The sequence below is a fragment of the Nonomuraea sp. NPDC050733 genome, from assembly GCF_040654215.1.
Taxonomy (GTDB): Bacteria; Actinomycetota; Actinomycetes; order Streptosporangiales; family Streptosporangiaceae; genus Nonomuraea.
In genome coordinates this window covers 67,723-83,935 of sequence record NZ_JBFAHO010000007.1, presented here as the reverse complement: position 1 = coordinate 83,935, position 16,213 = coordinate 67,723, and the positions used below count along the sequence as shown (strand labels likewise).

Genomic DNA, 16,213 nt, shown 5'->3' with positions numbered 1-16,213 from the left:
CAAACCGGGCTCCGCGCGGCTCACGGGAACATCGAGCGTCATCCACAAGGGGTGACCGGGGGAGTTTCCCATCAGCGGGTACCGAGTGATCCGCCTGTCGAGCCGGGGGCCGCACGGCTGTTGATGCCGATGATCGACGGACACCGCCGGCACCACGGTCCGTACACCGTCGCCTCCGCTCTGCTCCACCACCTCGTACCGGGGGTGGTGGAACGTTCCCCGGAGCTGGTCGCCGCCCACGACATCGAGATCAGGGCGGTGGCCCCGGGCCTGCGTGACGTGGTCCCGGCCGGACGCGCGACGATCGACGCGAGCCTGCCCGACGACGAGCGCATCCTCGTGCCCGCGCCCCGCCGCACGCTGCGGCTGGCCAACGGGCTCACGGAGTTCGTCCGCGACGCCGTGCCCCCGGGGCGCACGCTGATGGTGTGCAACGGCGCCGAGACCGACCCGACGGACGCCGAGCTGCTCGACGTCATGACGCGCCGCATCCCGCCCGACGTTCTCGCCATTGTCGTGTACGAAGGCGGCCCCGAACCCGCCGGCGCCCCGCGCGACCCCGGTGCGCTGTGGGACCTGGTGGACCGGTGCGTGCACGAGGGGTTCCTGCATGCCGTGGTCGAGGCCGGCCGGCGCGGGCTGGAGACGGCCGAGCCGGGCATCGACCTGTGGTGGCGCTTCGCGCAGCGCACCGCGACCGCGCTGGGTGGGCTCGGCCGCACCGATGAGGCGCGCGAGGTGTGGGCGTGGGCGCGCAGGTGCAGCCAGGATCCGGCGGTCCACGCCGCCTGCGCGTACGGGCTGGCGATGCTCGACGCCCGCGACCCCGACCCGCAGCGGCGCGACCTCGCCCGGGCCCGGGAGTGGGTCAACCAGGCCATCGCCATCTCCACGCTGCTGCCCGACCCGTTCGAGCGGGCCTTCAAGCTCGGCTTCGACCGCAACGGGCTGGCGCTCGTGGAGCTGCGGGAGGGACGGCCCGAGGCGGCGCTCGCACTGGTGGAGTCGGCCATGGAGCTGGCCGGCGAGCTGGGGGAGCGGCACCCGCTGCACCGCATGGTGCTGCACGCCAACCGGGGCCGCCTGCTCGCGACGCTCGGCCGTACCAAGGAGGCGCTGGACGACTACACCGCCGCCGTCGCCCTCGACCCGGGCTTCCCCGACCACTACCTGGACCGGGGCAACCTGCTGGCCAGACTCGGCTTCCCGGACGAGGCGATGGCCGACTACGAGAGCGCCATCCGGGCCGGGCCGCCGATGCCCGAGGCGTACTACAACCGCGCCGAGCTGCGGATCGCCCGCGACGACACGGACGGCGCCCTGGCCGACCTGGGTCACGTGCTGGAGCTCGACCCCGGCTACCTGGACGCGTACATCAACCGGGCGGGGCTGCTGGCCGCCCTCGAACGCGACGAGGAGGCGTGGGCGGACGTACACGCCGGGCTGGCAATGGCCCCCGGCGACGTGCACCTGCTGGTGGTGCGCGGGCAACTGGAGACGGCCGCGGGGCTGCTGGGGGAGGCGCGCGCGACGCTGGACGCCGCCGTCGCCGCGGCGCCGGGGCTCGCGGCGGCGTGGGGGAACCGGGGGGTGCTGCGGTTCGCGGAGGGGGACGTCGAGGGGGCGGTGGACGACCTGTCTCGGGCGATCACCCTCGACCCCCAACCGGACCTGTACGCCAATCGGGCGGTGGCGCTGCGCTCGCTCGGCCGTACGGCGGAGGCCAGGACGGACGAGCAACGCGCGTCGGCCCCGTGACCGTGGGGACCAGCTGTGGGTAGACGGCCGTCTGGGGGCGCGGCTCGGCCTCTGACCCGCTCAGGACCATGCCGGATAGGACTACGGTGGGACGCGTGGGCTTCGACGAGCTGCTCCGTGAACTCCAGCCGGGCGCCGGCGCGCAGGCCGCCGGCATCAGACGCGGCTACGGCGGGCCGCCTCCCCGCTCCGTGGCCCTCACCGCGGGCCCGGACCGGCTGCGCTGCGCGTCCCTGCTGAAACCGCTGTACGCGTGGGCGGCGGCCGGGCTGGTCGGCGACCACGAGCGCTGGCGCCGCCACGCCGAGCCGGCCGTGGTCGTCTCCTCCAACTCCGACACCCTCGCCCTGTGGCTGTCCGTCGGCCCGCGCGCCGTCCTGGACGCGATCCACCGCCGCACCGGTGTCCGCTGGGCGCCGCCGAACGGGGATCCGTCGCGGTTCGGGTCCGTGGAGGTGTCGGCCGCCGAGGTCGCCGCCGCGTACGCGGAGCTGGCCCAGGCCGCCCTGGCGGGCGAGCCGGTCGCGGGCGCGATCCTGGAGTGGATGCGCCTGGTGGGCGGCGAGCAGACGTTCGGCGCCCGGGAGGCGCTCGCGGCGCCGGAGGCGGCGGTCAAGTGCGGCTGGTACGGCGGGCTGGAGGAGACGTGCCTGCGCACCCACGCCGCGGCCGTCCTGACCCCGGGCGGCAACCGGGTGGTGGTCGTGGTCGGCATGACCGCGCAGCCGTACACCGACGAGCTGGAACGCGACATCTACCAGGCCCGGGTGGCGGAAGGGCTGCCGGTGGAGGCGGAGCACGAGAAGGCGGGCGGCGCGCTGCTGCGCGGCCTGCTGCACACGACCCTCACCGAGCTGGGCGAAACCTGACCCCTCCCGTCACGGGCGACCTCGCGCGGGCGGCTTCTCACGAAATGGCCGGATGCCTGAGCAATCGAGTGGCCCAGCCGGTCGGAGGTACGCGAGGATAAGCCCGTAAGAGGCTGATTCGGCCCGGTTGGTGGCCGTTCGGGGGGCGTGTGTGAGGCTTACCGTGCTGGGCGGATGTGGGGCGTGGCCGGCGGCGGGCCAGGCGTGCAGCGGCTACCTGGTGGAGCATGACGGCTTCAGGGTGCTGATCGACCCAGGTTACGCGACCCTGCCCAGACTGCTGGTGTCGGTGGCGGCCGAGGACGTCGACGCGGTGCTGGTCAGCCACGGTCATCCCGACCACTGCTCCGACCTCAACCCGCTGCTGCGGGCCCGCGCCCTGGGCGACGCCCCACCGGCCGCGCTTCCCGTCCACGCGCCGCCCGGCGCGCTCGACGCCGTGCTCGCCCTGGACAACCCGCGCATGCTGGCCTCCAGCCACGTGCTGTACGAGCTGGCGCCGGGGACGGCGGTGGAGCTCGGGCCCTTCCGGGTGGACACCTGGTCGCTGCCCCACCACCTCCCCAACGCCGGGCTGCGACTCACCGCGGGCGGCCGGACGCTGGCCTACACCGGCGACACGGGTCCCGCCGCCGAGCTGACCGAGCTGGCGCGGGACGCCGACCTGCTGCTGGCCGAAGCCACCTATCCGGAACGGGTGCCGGACGAGGACGCCCCGTACCTGTCGAGCGCCCTGGACGCGGGCCGTACGGCGTCGCGGGCGGGGGCGGGCCGGCTGGTGCTCACCCACCTGTGGCCGGGCACCCGGCCGGAGCCGGCGCTGGAGGCGGCGGCCAAGGAGTACACCGGCGATCTCATGGTGGCCTCCGGCGGCCTCACCGTGTCCTTCTGAACCCGTACGGGTCACCGGGGCGGGCCCGCCCCGGCCGGCGCCCTCACGGACCGGGCACCTTCAGCTGTCAGCGCTTCATGGCGCCGTCCGCGATGGCGTCGGCGGCGTCGCCGATGGCCATGCCGACGATCTCCAGGCGTCGCACGAGCTCCCGTTGCTTCATGGACTCCGCGGTGAGCTCGCCCGAGAAGATGCGGGAGATCTCGTACTGGTACATCCGCCGGATCTGTCCGCCCGTCTTCTTGGCCTCCAGAGCGTCGTGCACCACGGCCGAGGGGCGGGAGGCGAGGTCGCGCACCGCGTTCTCCAGGGCGTCGATCCCGGCGATCACCTGGTCGAGCAGGGGGCTGAAGCGGATCTGGTCCGGCACGCGGTACAGGTGCGACTCCCGTACGAAGTCGCGCAGCGAGTCGAGCACGTCGTCGATGGAGCGCGAGAGCCGGAACAGGTCCTCCCGGTCGATCGGGGTGACCAGGGCGCTCCTCAGCTCCTCGACGAGGCGGCGGCGCTCCTCGTCGCCGAGGTGCTCGATCGTCCGCATCTGCTCGTGCGCACCGGTCCGGCCCACCTCGCCGCCGATCATGGCCATGGCCAGCCAGGCACCCTGCTTGGTCGCTTCGAGCTGGCCGAGCAGTGCCTCGGTCAACGCGCTGTCCATCCGGCCGGTCATGAGATCGCGGATGCGCCGAAGTCGCCTCATCACGCTCCTTCCACGGCTCACGCCGCATCAAAGCTCGTCAGGGTTATGCCCCTCAGGGGTTCACCGGGGTCATGTCGAGGACAGGATGTAGGCCACGACGCCCGCCAGGAGGGCGCTCGCCGGAAGAGTCAGCAGCCAGGCCACGACGATCTTGACGGCGGCGTACCAGCGGACGCGCCCTCCGCCCTGGGCCACACCGGCGCCGATCAGGCCGCCGGCCACGGTCTGGGTCATGCTCACGGGCATGCCGAGCACCGCGCAGCAGATCACCGCCGTGCCCGAGGCCAGCTCCGCCGCCACCCCGTGCAGCGGGCGGGAGGCGATGATCTCCTGGCCGAGCGTGCGGCCCGCCTTGGGCAGGCCGTACAGGGCGCCGAGCCCGAACAGGAACGCGACCAGCGTCGTGTACGGCAGCGGGGCGCCCGAGAAGCCCAGCGCGATCATGAAGACGGCGAGCATCTTCTGACCGTCGTTGGCGGCGTAGGCGACGGTCTGCAGGAGGAACCCCGCCCAGTGCCAGCGCCACAGCCCGCGCGCGGTGGTCCACCGGACCAGCAGCAGCGTCACCCCGCACGCCACGAACCCGCCGACGAACGGCGCCGCGATGCCGAAGGCCAGCACCATCGCGACCGCACTGCCGGAGACCGGCAGTCCCCAGCCGATCCCGGCCCCGGTCAGGCCGCCGACGATGGCCAGGGTGAGGCTCGTCGGACGCCCTCTCGCGCTCAGCACGGTGACGACGGTGAGGGCGGAGAGCACGGCGACCGTCATCGCGGTCCGCCCGCCCGGCCCGTCGAACGTGGCCAGCCGGTGCACGAACGTCTGCGCCACCGCGTAGGTCACCAAGGGCACCAACGCCACCATGACCACGAGGGTGAGGATGCCGGTGGCGGGCCGTACGGTCGGCAGCTTGAGGCCGGTCGCGAGGAGCGCACCCCCGTCGTTCATGCCGGTCACGAGCGCGAACAGGCAGGCGACCGCGACCAGTACGACGTAGTCCAAGGGTGACCGCGCCTCCGTCCCGCCGGCCCGCCGCATGGCATCGCCGGATAGATACCCAAGATCGGCTTGGTGCTGGATGACATCCTATTTTGCTGGAAAGCGCGGGTCAGTGGGGCCTTTCGGTGGCGCCCTGCCGCCACGAGGTGTCAGTCCCGGGCGGCCAGGTGGGCCGCCCGGTGGCGTTCAGCTGTTCGCCAGGGCCGCGCCCAGCGGTGTGTGCTCGTAGCGGACGGCCCGGCCGGCGCGGGTGCGGGTGACCAGGCCGGCGTCGCGCAGCACCGCCAGATGGCCGCCGACGGCGCCCAGGCTCAGGCCGAGCTGGGCGACCAGCTGCGTCGTCGTCGCGGGCACGTCCAGCGCGCGCAGCACGTCAGCGCGGCGCGGGCCGACCAGCCGGCTCAGGGCCTCACCGCCCGGTGCACGCGCCGCAGGGCCGAGCAGGTCCGCGATGCCCCGGGCGGGATAGACCAGTGCGTAGGGCCACGGCGGCTCGACGTAGCTGATCAGAGTGCCGAACACCGTCGGCATCAGCAGCAGGCCCTTGCCGGCCGGCCGGTGCCGGTCCCACTCGGTACGCGAGCCCGTGCGCACCTCGATCGTCCCGGCCTGCCCCTCGGAGCGCCAGCCCACTCGCGGGTCGAGATCGGACAGCGCCGCCGCCCAGCCGTACATCGCCAGGTGCCCGGCGCGGCGGACCAGGTCACGCTCCAGCACCGCCCGCAGCCGCGGCCAGTCCGGCTCGACCAGCGCCTGCCAGCTCGCCTCCAGCGCATCGGCGAGCCGGGTGACCACGTCCGGCGCGTCGAGGAGGCGCTGCACGTAGCGTGGCGGCGTCCGCAGTCCCGCCAGGTTGCGGGCCAGCTCCAGGCGTGCGCGGCGCAGCGGCGTGGCACGCACGACGGCCAGCTCGGCGGCGAAGTCGCCACCGGAGCCCGACGGCGGTGGATGGATGAAGTCGGCGTTGTAGCCGCCGCGGCGGAACAGCGCCGTCAGCGCCCCGACCGCGGGCACCTGCCGGCGCAGCCGCTCGTACCGGGGCGCGATGCGCTCGGCCCACGGCCGGAGCGGGCCGGCGGCCTGCACGCCGGCTGCGACGCGCAGCGCCTGCATCGCCTCGCCCAGCGGCGAGATCGCGTAGCGGGTACGCGCCACGTCGACGGGTCCCACCTCGATGGCCAGCATGTTTCGCCTCCACGCGAAAGCATAGTCACCGTGGCCGGGCCGCCGTGATGCTGTCGGCCATGACCACCGCGCCCGTCGCGCCACGCCCGGCCACCTACCGCGAGGTGTTCGCTGTGGGCCAGTTCCGCGTGCTGTTCGGCAGCTACACGCTCTTCCTGGCCGGCGAGACGGTGCGGATGCTCGCACTGTCCGTGACCGTCTACGCGGCAACCGGGTCGCCGCTGATGTCGGCGCTGGCGTATGCGGCCGGCTTCCTGCCCTATGCCCTGGGCGGCACGCTGCTGGCTCTCGCCGACCGCTGGCCCCCGCGCACCGTCATGATCGGCTACGACGTGCTGCGCGCCGCGGTCAGCGCCGTGCTCGCCGCCGGTCTCCTGCCGGTACCGGCCATGCTGGCGCTCGTGTTCGTCACCGGCTTGCCCAGCGCCGTCGCCTCCGCTTCGCGCACCGCCCTTCTGCCCGACCTGATGGACGGCGACCGCTACGTGCTCGGCCGTGCCGTGCTCTCCATGGCGGCCGGCGGCACGCAGGTGCTCGGCTTCGCCTCCGGCGGCGTGTTGATCGCCGCTGTCGGCGCGCCGGGCGCGCTCTGGATCACCGCGGCGACCTGCCTGGCCTCGGCAGGCCTGCTGCGACTGCGCCTGGCCGACCACCCGCGCCGCCGCACCGGCGGTTCGGCCGGCATCAGCGAGACCTGGCGGGTGAACCGGGCGCTGCTGCGCCGGCCCGCGGTCCGGGCGCTGCTGCTGGCGCAATGGCTGGCACCGGCGCTGATGGTCGGCGCCGAGGGCGTGCTGGTCCCGTACGCCGAGCAGGCCGGCGCGCCTGACGCGGCCGGTCCGCTGTTCGCGGCGGTCGCCGCCGGGATGTTCGCCGGCAACCTGATCGTCGGCCGCCTGGTGCGCCCCGCGGGCCGGGAGCGGCTGGCCGGCCCCCTCGCGCTCGCGCTCGGACTGCCGCTGCTGGGGTTCGCGCTGCGACCCGCGCCGGGATACGCCGCCATCCTCATGACAGTGTCCGGTTTCGGCGTCGCCTACCAGCTGGCACTGGCCCGCAGGTTTCTCGACGCGGTCCCCGGGACACAGCGCGGTCAGGCGTTCGGCCTGCTGCTGACCGGAACGATGACGCTGCAGGGCCTGTCCGCCGCAGCCGCAGGCGCGGTGGGCGAAGTCGTGGCTCCGGGGCTGGTCGCCACCATGGCCGGGGCGGCCTCGGCCATCGCCGCCCTGGTGTCCTGGCGCACGCTGTCGCCCACACGGCGACCCTGACCGCGGCCCGCGTGCCGAACGCGCCGGCACGCCGAAGCATCCGCACAGGGCCGGCAGCAGGCAGGTGCCGTACGTGCACGCACCGCTCCAGACCATGGGGTGGCCTACCGGGTTCGGGTCCGGGACGGACCGGTGGACGGCCGGGGCTCCGGGACAGGGCGGAAGGCCGGGGTCAGGGCGGCGGGTACGCTCGGGAGACGTGCGCGGCGAGCCCCGGGTCCCGAAGGCACGTGTCCCGGAAGCACGTGTGCCGAAGGGCCGGGTGGATCCGGCCGGTGGGTTGTAACCTGCCCGGGTCGGCAGCGACCGCGCCTACCATTCCACGTCCGCGAAAGTAATGACATGAGCCCAGCCGAGTACGTCCTGACCCTGTCGTGCCCCGACCGGCCAGGGGTGGTGGCCGCCGTCTCCGGGCTGCTCGTCGGGCAGGGCTGCAACATCACCGAGAGCCAGCAGTTCGGCGACCAGGCCGCGCGCCGCTTCTTCATGCGCGTCCAGTTCACCTCGCCGCTGGTCGAGGACGAGCTCCGCGCCGCCTTCGCCACGTTGACGCCCGAGTTCGGCATGGAGTTCGAGCTGCGCGACATGGCCAGGAAGCCGCGGGTGCTCATCATGGTGAGCAAGTTCGACCATTGCCTGAACGACCTGCTCTACCGGGTTCGCAAGAAGACCCTGGACATCGAGGTCGTCGCCGTCGTCTCCAACCACCCCGACCTGCGCCCGCTCACCCAGTCGTACGGCATCGACTACCACCACCTGCCGATCACGCCGGAGACCAAGCCCCGGCAGGAGGCCGAGGTGCTGGCCCTGGTCGAGCACTACCAGGTGGACCTCGTGGTGCTGGCCCGCTACATGCAGGTGCTGTCGGAGGACCTCTGCGCCAAGCTGGCGGGCAAGGCCATCAACATCCACCACTCGTTCCTGCCGTCGTTCAAGGGCGCCAAGCCGTACCACCAGGCGCACGCCCGGGGCGTGAAGCTGATCGGCGCGACCGCGCACTACGTCACCTCGCACCTGGACGAGGGGCCGATCATCGAGCAGGAGGTGGCCCGCGTCAACCACAGCCACTCACCCGACGACCTCGCCGCCATCGGGCGCGACGTGGAGTGCGTGGCGCTGGCCAGGGCCGTCCGCTGGCACGCCGAGCAGCGTGTCCTCCTCGACGGCCACAAGACCATCGTCTTCCCGCGCTGAGCCACCGAGCCGGGCCCCGCCGTCATGGTGTGCGCCTGCCTCCACAGCGAAGGTGTGGAGGGCCTAGGTCCATGGATGCAGAGGATCGGGGACTCCTGGCCGATCCGCTCAGGCCGTCGCCCCGACGAGACTCCTTGCCATGTCCGTCACCTCCACCACCCGCGTCTCAGGCGCCCGTCCGTTCCTCGTCGGGATGTTCGTCGACGCACTGGGCAACGGCCTCTACGTCCCGCTCACGCTGCTGTTCATCCGTCAGGTAACCGGGTTGCCGCTGACAACGGTCGGCATGGGCGTGACCGTCGCCGCTCTGGTGGGAATGGCGGCGAACCCGGTGGCCGGCGTGTTGATCGACCGGTTCGACGCGCGGCGCGTGCTCATGGCCACGTACGTGCTGCGCGCGGCGGGCTTCGCGGCGTACCCGCTCGTGGACGGGTTCGCCGCCCTGGTGGCCGTCGCCGCTGTGGTCGCGGTCGGTGACCGCGCCTACTATCCCGCCTCGGGCAGCTACATCTCGGTCCTCGCGCAAGGCGGGGACCGGGACAGGCTCTACGCCTTGATGGCCACGACCAGGAACGTCGCGTTCGGCATGGGCGGGCTGCTCTCAGCGGGGGCGGTGTCGCTCGCCGGTGGCGGCGGATTCGTCCTGATCGCGGCCGTCAACGCCGCCAGCTTCGTCGTGGCGACCGGCTTCCTCATCGTCTCCGGACGGCACACGCCCACGCAGACGGCCCCGACACAGCGTCAAGGCTATCGGCAGGTGTTCGCCGACCGGCCGTTCCTCGGCCTGGTGGCGGCCGAGCAGGCTTTCACGCTGACCCACATGATCCTTCCTGTGGCACTTCCGGTGTACGCGGTCACGGTGCTCGGCGCTCCTGCCTGGCTGCTGGGCCTGCTGTACACGCTCAACACGGTCCTGGTGGCCGTCGGCCAGCTGGCGGTGCGCCGGTGGCAGCGCAACGCCCGCCGTACCCACGCCATGGCGCTGGGCGGGGTGGTCCTGATCATCGCGTGTGTCCTGTACGGCGCGACGGCGTTCCTGCCGTCGGGTCCGCCGCGGGTGTGCGGCCTGGTGGTGGCCACGCTGGCCTTCACGCTGGGCGAGCTCATGCACACCACGCCTTCGTGGGCGCTCACGGCGGCGACGGCTCCTCCGGCTTTGCGCGGGCGGTATCTGGCGATCTATCAGCAGACGTGGGCGGTGGGGGCTGTCGTCGCTCCGGGTGGCTTTTCCGTGGTGCTCGACATGGCGCCGTCGCTGCTGTGGGTCACGCTTTCCGTTCTGCTCGCGCTCGCCTGTCTCGCGACGCTCCATCTGGCGCGCCGCCTTCCCGCTCAGGCCGTCGCCGCCCCAAGGACGTGAGGACCGTCTCACCGCAGGAACCAATCCCATCCCGCTCAGCTCGTGCGGTGGCCGGGTCTGTCAGGTCACCGGAGACGACAACGGAGCTCCGGCTGGAACGATGGCGGCCAAGACACTGCTTGGCAGAAGCTCCGTTGGTTGTCCGGTCTGACATCTGTCGTGGTGTTGTGGTGGCCGCGAGAGCGATCGTGCCCGGGGCATCTGGGTGAGCTGACCTGGCTCATCACGTTCGAGGTGGTAGATGAGGCACTGGCGCAGATCAGCGCGACGCAGGTGCCAGTGCGGGATCTGTCTTCACGGGGGGCGGGTCAGCACGTCGTGTTCTTGGGTGGGAGGACCTTGTCGGTGAAGTAGCGGTTGATGTGGTCGCGAGCGCAGGGGTTGGCGCCGTAGAGGGTGTGGCCGGGACCGTCATGGGTGATCGTGACACTGCCGGCGACCTGTCCGATCGCTCTGGCGACCGCGTCCGATTCGCCCCAGGCGCCCGCGCCGAGCAGAGGGGGAAGGGTCTTGGGGAGCGGGGCGGGTGGATTGGTGACGGGAGTCGGCCAGCCGATGCACTGCAGCACGCCGGTCGCTATGGTGCCGGCCGAACCCGCGTTGGGGGCGGCCTTCCGGAGACGGGTGATCGTCGCGGCGAGCTCCTTGCGGTCGGCGGCGCGAGGCCAGTCGGTGCACTCTGTCACGCCGGTGGCCTGGTCGGGGTAGCGGGCGCCTCTGGCGGGGAGGAAGGCGGAGGCGTCGCCGGCGTGAGCCTTGCGGATGGCCTTCGCCAGGCCCGGCCAGGCGGTCTGGCCCTGTCTGGCCGATGCGATGGCGAAGGCTTGCAGGTCAAGGCCCGTGTAGGCGACGTTCTTGGCGGCGGGGACGGGATTGCGGTCGGCTCTGGCCACGAGCGCTCGCCAGATGGCGGGGACGTCCTCGCAGGAGTTGGCGGCACACCAGTCGAAGAAGCGGGTCAGGAACCGCTCGTTGCCCTTCGCCATCTCCTCCAGCTCCCGGCTCCAGTCGGAAGCGCTGTGGTTCCAGGTGCCGTCGAGGACCATCGTGCGCACCTGGTCCGGGAAGAGGCGGGCGTAGGCCTGGCCGTAGAAGCCGGCGTAGGAGGCGCCGTAGTAGTTGAGCTTGGCGCCGCCGAGGGCCTTCCTGATGGCCTCCATGTCGCGGGCGTGGTCGGCGGAGCTCATGTTGGCGAAGAGCGTGGGATCCGCCTGGCGGCAGACCTCGGCCTGACCGCGGTTGGTGTCGGACAGCCGGCCGAAGTCGGCGTCGTTGCGTGGGAGAGCGGGGATCGGGATGCGGGTCCACAGGCAGGGGAGGCCGGTGCTCAGGCCGCGGAACTGCGCGCCGTAGCCGCGGGTGTCCCAGGTGACGATGTCCATGCGCTTACGCAGGTCGGTCCACCAGCCGGACTGCGCCTGGGTGATGGCGACGCCGGGCCCGCCGGGGCCGCCGTAGGCGATCAGGGCGACACCCTCCGAGGTGCCGGTGGCGGCCAGGCGGCCCAGCTTGAGGGTGATCTTGCGGCCGCCGGGGTCCTGCCAGTCGACGGGGACCTGGAGGTCGGCGCACCGCATGCCGACCTTGTCGTCGGGGCACGGGCTCCACTCGAGAGCGTCCGCGGCGTGCTGGGCGCGCATCCCGCTGCCGGCGGTCAGCAGGACCAGTGTCATCGCGATTGACTTCAGCATGCGGAAAACGATGCTGGAAGGGACGGGCGTGGCGCGTCGGACCACGGTCTGATATCTGGGGGCGTGAATCAGACCTGGGTTTGTCATCCCCAGCGGCTTCAGTGTTCCTGCCGTCTGTGGCCGGGGTCAGCGGCGGGGGCGGGTCGCCCCTGCCCCGCCCGCCGTGCCCCTCGTCCCCGCTGTGCCCGCTGTGCTCGAAAAGGCCGGCGGGCACGGCGGGGCAGGGCGGCGATGCGGGTCCACAGGTGGCGGGGCGCCGTAACCGTGGGGCTGGCCGCCCCTACAGCCCCGTGTGGTGGGCCAGGAAGGTGAGGGTGTCCGCCGACAGGTCCACCGTGCGGCTGATCGAGCGGGCCCCGTGCCCCACCTCCGTCTCGGTGCGCACCAGGATGGGCCGGTCCGACGACGTCGCGTGCTGGAGCGCCGCGCACATCTTCCACGCGTGCAGCGGGTGGACCCGCGTGTCCGACTGGAACACGGTGAACAGCACCGCCGGGTACGCCACGCCCTCGCGCACGTGGTGGTACGGCGAATACGACCACAGCCACCGGAACTGCTCGGGGTCCTCGGCGGAGCCGTACTCGACGTTCCAGGTGGCCCCCAGCCCGAACAGCTCGTAGCGGACCATGTCCAGGAGCGGCGCCGAGCAGGCCACGGCGGCGTACAGGTCGGGCCGCTGCGTCAGGGCGGCGCCGACGAGCAGGCCGCCGTTGGAACCGCCGGAGATGGCGAGCTGCTGCCGCGTGGTGACGCCGGTGGCGATGAGGTGCTCGGCCGCCGCGTGGAAGTCGTCGAACACGTTCTGCTTGTCGGCGAGCATGCCCGTGCGGTGCCAGTCCTCGCCCTCCTCGCCGCCGCCCCGCAGGTTGGCGATGGCGTACACGCCGCCCGCCTCCACCCAGGCCAGGATCGACGCGGAGTAACCGGGCGTCATCGACAGACCGAAGCCGCCGTAGCCGTACAGGATGGTGGGGCGGGGTCCTTCGGCGTCGACCGGCGCGATGACGAGCATCCGCACCTCGGTGCCGTCCTTGGACCGGTAGACCTCCTGGGAGGTGCGCACCGGCGGCACCTGGACCGCGCCGGGCGAGGCGGCCCACAGCGTGGTCTCGCCGGTGCGGGCGTCGTAGCGCTGGATGGTCGGCGGGGTGGTGTTGTCGGTGTAACCGAACCACGCCTCGAAGCCGCCCTCGGGCCGCTCCGACAGGCCGCCGATCGAGCCGAGGCCGGGAGTCGGCACCTCGCTGAGCCGCTCGCCCGTGGCCAGGTCGTGCACCGAGATCTCGCTGATGGCGTGACGCGTCCAGCCCACCAGCATGACCGGGCGTTCCAGGTCGTCGAGGATGGCGAAGTCGGACAGGACCGCCTCGGGGTCCTCGGGGATGAGGTCGCGCCACCCGTCGGCGCCCGGCGTCGAGGGGTCGGTGACGCAGACGCGGGCGCGCGGCGCGTCGCGGTCGGTGTGGACGTACAGCTTGCCGTCGCGGCCGAACGTGAGCCCCGTCTGCGCGTCCACGCCTTCCTGTACGGCCACGAGCTTCGGCCGGTCCGGCGTCGAGGCGGTCAGGTCGGCCACCCACAGGTCGTTGCGCGGAGCCGTGCCCTCGTGCGCGGAGACCTGCAGCCAGTGCCCGTCACGGGAGACGGAGACGCCGTAGTAGTTGGTCATCTTCAGGCCCTGACCGAAGATCATGACGTCGTCCTCGGTGGACGTGCCGATCGTGTGCAGGTAGACGCGGCGGTGGAACTGCGACTCGTTCTCCGGCACCTCGGTGCTCGGCAGGCGGCGCACGTAGTAGAACGCCTCGCCGCCCGGCAGCCAGGCCACGGGGGAGTAGCGGCAGCGGTCGATCGGTCCCTCGACGCGGGAGCCGGTCGCGACGTCGATGATGTAGAGGACCGACTCCTCGTCGCCACCCACCGAGATCTGGTACGCGAGCAGGCGTCCTTCCTTGTCGGGCTGGACGGCGTCGAGCGTGGTGAGCCCGGACGGGTCGATGGCCATGGGGTCGACCAGCGCGCGCTCGGTGCCGTCGGGCTCGGCGACGTAGTAGACCGCGTGCTCCTGGTCGGGCGTGCGGCGGCTGAAGAAGCAGCGCCCGCCGCGCCAGGCCGGCGTGCCCACGGAGCCCGACCTGAGCAGCTCACCGATGCGCTCCCGGAAGCGCTGCGGCCCGATCTCCCGCTTGAACAGATCGGCCTGAGCGAGCAGCCAGCCCTGCGTCTCGGGACTGTCCGGGTCCTCCAGCCAGCGGTAGGGGTCGGGCACGGGCGTCTCGTGCAGGACGTCGACGGTGTCCTCACGGCGCGCGGTGGGATACGGCTCTCGCGTCATGCCCGAACCTTACTGCGAAGGAACGCGCGTAAAGCCCGGGTGATACGGGCATAAAACGTACCGTGCGTCCCTCCGGTCATTCCGGGCTGGGGGTTATGGGTGGCGGGGACCACGCGGGAAACGCCAAACTGGGTGACAGGACGGTGCCGTGGTGTTCATCCGCTGGACCGTCCGGCGGAGGTCCACGTGACGGAAGCATCGATGCCCCAGGAGGGGCCGACAGCCGGGACATGCCACGGCATGTCCCCTTTGATACGCGCGCGGCGGGATGAGGCCCGATGATGCGCCAGGTCCTGCTGCTGAATGCCACTTACGAACCACTCACGACTCTTTCCCTGCACCGTGCCATCGTGCTGGTGCTGCGGGAGAAGGCCGACGTCGTGCACCGCGACGGGCGGGGCGCGGTCCTGCGCTCGGCCAGCCGCACGCTCGACGTGCCCTCCGTGATCCGGCTCCGAAGATATGTCCGCATCCCCTACCGGTCACGCATCCCCCTCACCCGGGCCGCGCTCATGCGCCGTGACGACTACCGCTGTGCCTACTGCGGCCAGCGGGCCGAGACCATCGACCACGTGATCCCCCGCTCGCGCGGCGGGGCCCACACGTGGGAGAACTGCGTGGCCTCGTGCACGACGTGCAACCATCGCAAGGCCGACAAGTACCTGGAGGAGCTGGGGTGGTCGCTGCGCGTCACCCCGGCGGTGCCACGGGGCGCCCACTGGAGGCTGATCGGCGCCTCGCTGGTCGGTGACCCCCAATGGGCGCCCTACCTCGAAGAGGCCGCCTAGCGCCGGACGACGGGCCCGCACCGAAGAGGTGCGGGCCCGTCGTTCGCCCACCGGCGAAACTGCTTTGTGCCGTTTCGCGGGCGGGTGGCAGGATCCCGGCATGTGGACCTTCACGGCGGACGTCGCCGAGTACGCCGCGGCCGCCGAGCCGTTCCTGCTGGCCGATCCGGTGCGCAACACGGTCCCCCTGACCGTGCTGGCCGACATCCGTGTGGGGATGCCGGCGCGGGGCGCGGTGTTCGGCTGGTGGACGTCCGGGGGCGAGGTGCGCGGCGCCGCGTTCCGCACGCCGCCCCGGGCGCTGGTGCTCGCCGACATGCCGGTCGAGGCGGTGGTCTCCCTGATGCGGGAGGAGATCGGCGACGTTCCCGCCATCGTGGGGCCGCGCCGGCTCGCCGAGGCGGCCTGCGAGGCGCTCGGCCGGGCCGGTGAGGCGCGCGCCGAGCGCCTCTACCGGCTCGGCGGGCTCACGGTCCCCGGGACGCCGGGGCGGGGCCGGACGGCCACGGCCGCGGACCTCCCGCTGACGGTGGCATGGCTGGACGCGTTCGGCGCCGAGGTGGGCATGGACACCGGCGATTCGGTCGAGGCGGCCACGCGGCGGCTGGCCCGCGGGGATCTCGTGGTGTGGGAGGAGGACGGCGTGCCCGTCTCGATGGCGGGGGTGTCGCCCGGAGTGGGCCGGATGTGCCGCATCGGGCCCGTCTACACGCCTCCGGCCTGCCGGGGCCGCGGCTACGGCTCGGCCGTCACCGCCTTCGCCAGCCGCCGGGCGCTGGACGAGCGGTGCGACGAGGTGGTCCTGTTCACCGACCTGGCCAATCCGACGAGCAACGCCATCTACCAGGCCATCGGCTACGAGCCGGTCGCGGACTACGCGCACGTGAGGTTCGGCGGCTCCGACTGATCCGTCGTCGTACCCTGTGCTCATGCCACGTTACGACTTCCGCTGCCGCGCGTGCGGCTCCACGTTCGAGGTGTCCCGTCCCATGTCCGCCTCCGGCGACCCGGCGCCCTGCCCCGAGGGCCACGACGACACGGTCAAGCTGCTGTCGATGGTGGCCATGACCGGCGGCGCCGCCGCTCCCCGCCCGGCCGCCGGCGGAGGTGGCGGGGGCGGCTGCTGCGGAGGCGGCTGCTGCTCCTGATCCATGTGCTGGTGCGGTCGGGGTGG

Annotated in this window: 14 protein-coding genes; 9 read left to right on the top strand and 5 right to left on the bottom strand. The window is 72.6% G+C overall.

Annotation, left to right across the window (positions count from 1 at the left end):
• The first annotated feature begins 129 nt into the window (after window positions 1-129).
• From AB0H64_RS15580 to AB0H64_RS15570, 3 genes are all read left to right on the top strand, one after another.
• Entirely contained in the window at window positions 130-1,758 is a 1,629-nt protein-coding gene (locus AB0H64_RS15580) for a tetratricopeptide repeat protein (RefSeq protein WP_357624240.1), read from the top strand.
• A gap of 95 nt (window positions 1,759-1,853) precedes the next feature.
• Complete coding sequence (locus tag AB0H64_RS15575; protein WP_357624237.1) at window positions 1,854-2,627, top strand: hypothetical protein; 774 nt, start codon at window positions 1,854-1,856, stop codon at window positions 2,625-2,627.
• 151 nt (window positions 2,628-2,778) lie between these two features.
• Window positions 2,779-3,519: an MBL fold metallo-hydrolase gene (locus tag AB0H64_RS15570; RefSeq protein WP_357624235.1), complete on the top strand. Its 741-nt coding sequence runs from the start codon at window positions 2,779-2,781 to the stop codon at window positions 3,517-3,519.
• A 67-nt stretch (window positions 3,520-3,586) separates the two neighbouring features.
• On the opposite strand, the gene AB0H64_RS15565 is transcribed toward AB0H64_RS15570, so the two are convergent.
• The 3 genes from AB0H64_RS15565 to AB0H64_RS15555 all read right to left on the bottom strand — a co-directional run bounded on the left by AB0H64_RS15565 (window position 3,587) and on the right by AB0H64_RS15555 (window position 6,403).
• Window positions 3,587-4,219: a DUF47 family protein gene (locus tag AB0H64_RS15565; RefSeq protein ID WP_357624232.1), complete on the bottom strand. Its 633-nt coding sequence runs from the start codon at window positions 4,217-4,219 to the stop codon at window positions 3,587-3,589.
• 69 nt (window positions 4,220-4,288) lie between these two features.
• Window positions 4,289-5,221 (bottom strand): inorganic phosphate transporter, encoded by a 933-nt coding sequence (locus tag AB0H64_RS15560; RefSeq protein WP_357624231.1) that lies wholly within the window; start codon window positions 5,219-5,221, stop codon window positions 4,289-4,291.
• Window positions 5,222-5,404: 183 nt separating this feature from the next.
• Window positions 5,405-6,403, bottom strand: a complete 999-nt coding sequence (locus AB0H64_RS15555; protein WP_357624229.1) for a winged helix-turn-helix domain-containing protein — start codon at window positions 6,401-6,403, stop codon at window positions 5,405-5,407.
• A 59-nt stretch (window positions 6,404-6,462) separates the two neighbouring features.
• Here AB0H64_RS15555 and AB0H64_RS15550 point away from each other — a divergent pair, with 59 nt between their 5' ends.
• The 3 genes from AB0H64_RS15550 (at window position 6,463) to AB0H64_RS15540 (ending at window position 10,225) form a co-directional block, all read left to right on the top strand.
• Window positions 6,463-7,671, top strand: a complete 1,209-nt coding sequence (locus AB0H64_RS15550; protein ID WP_357624227.1) for an MFS transporter — start codon at window positions 6,463-6,465, stop codon at window positions 7,669-7,671.
• Window positions 7,672-8,013: 342 nt separating this feature from the next.
• A complete protein-coding gene (gene purU / locus AB0H64_RS15545; protein WP_357624225.1) occupies window positions 8,014-8,865 on the top strand; it encodes a formyltetrahydrofolate deformylase in 852 nt (283 codons plus the stop codon).
• Between the two features lie 139 nt (window positions 8,866-9,004).
• Window positions 9,005-10,225 carry an MFS transporter gene (locus tag AB0H64_RS15540; protein WP_357624222.1) on the top strand — a complete coding sequence of 407 codons (1,221 nt, stop codon included), beginning with the start codon at window positions 9,005-9,007 and terminating at the stop codon, window positions 10,223-10,225.
• Between the two features lie 308 nt (window positions 10,226-10,533).
• On the opposite strand, the gene AB0H64_RS15535 is transcribed toward AB0H64_RS15540, so the two are convergent.
• Both AB0H64_RS15535 and AB0H64_RS15530 read right to left on the bottom strand, forming a co-directional pair.
• Window positions 10,534-11,916, bottom strand: a complete 1,383-nt coding sequence (locus AB0H64_RS15535; protein ID WP_357624220.1) for an alpha/beta fold hydrolase — start codon at window positions 11,914-11,916, stop codon at window positions 10,534-10,536.
• Window positions 11,917-12,196: 280 nt separating this feature from the next.
• Window positions 12,197-14,251: a prolyl oligopeptidase family serine peptidase gene (locus AB0H64_RS15530; protein ID WP_357624217.1), complete on the bottom strand. Its 2,055-nt coding sequence runs from the start codon at window positions 14,249-14,251 to the stop codon at window positions 12,197-12,199.
• Between the two features lie 281 nt (window positions 14,252-14,532).
• Between AB0H64_RS15530 and AB0H64_RS15525 the strand changes: the two genes are divergently transcribed.
• From AB0H64_RS15525 to AB0H64_RS15515, 3 genes are all read left to right on the top strand, one after another.
• Window positions 14,533-15,039 carry an HNH endonuclease gene (locus tag AB0H64_RS15525; protein WP_310712302.1) on the top strand — a complete coding sequence of 169 codons (507 nt, stop codon included), beginning with the start codon at window positions 14,533-14,535 and terminating at the stop codon, window positions 15,037-15,039.
• Between the two features lie 100 nt (window positions 15,040-15,139).
• Window positions 15,140-15,946, top strand: a complete 807-nt coding sequence (locus AB0H64_RS15520) for a GNAT family N-acetyltransferase (RefSeq protein WP_357624214.1) — start codon at window positions 15,140-15,142, stop codon at window positions 15,944-15,946.
• Between the two features lie 22 nt (window positions 15,947-15,968).
• Window positions 15,969-16,187, top strand: coding sequence for a zinc ribbon domain-containing protein (locus tag AB0H64_RS15515; protein ID WP_357624212.1), 219 nt, complete (start codon window positions 15,969-15,971; stop codon window positions 16,185-16,187).
• Window positions 16,188-16,213: the final 26 nt, after the last annotated feature.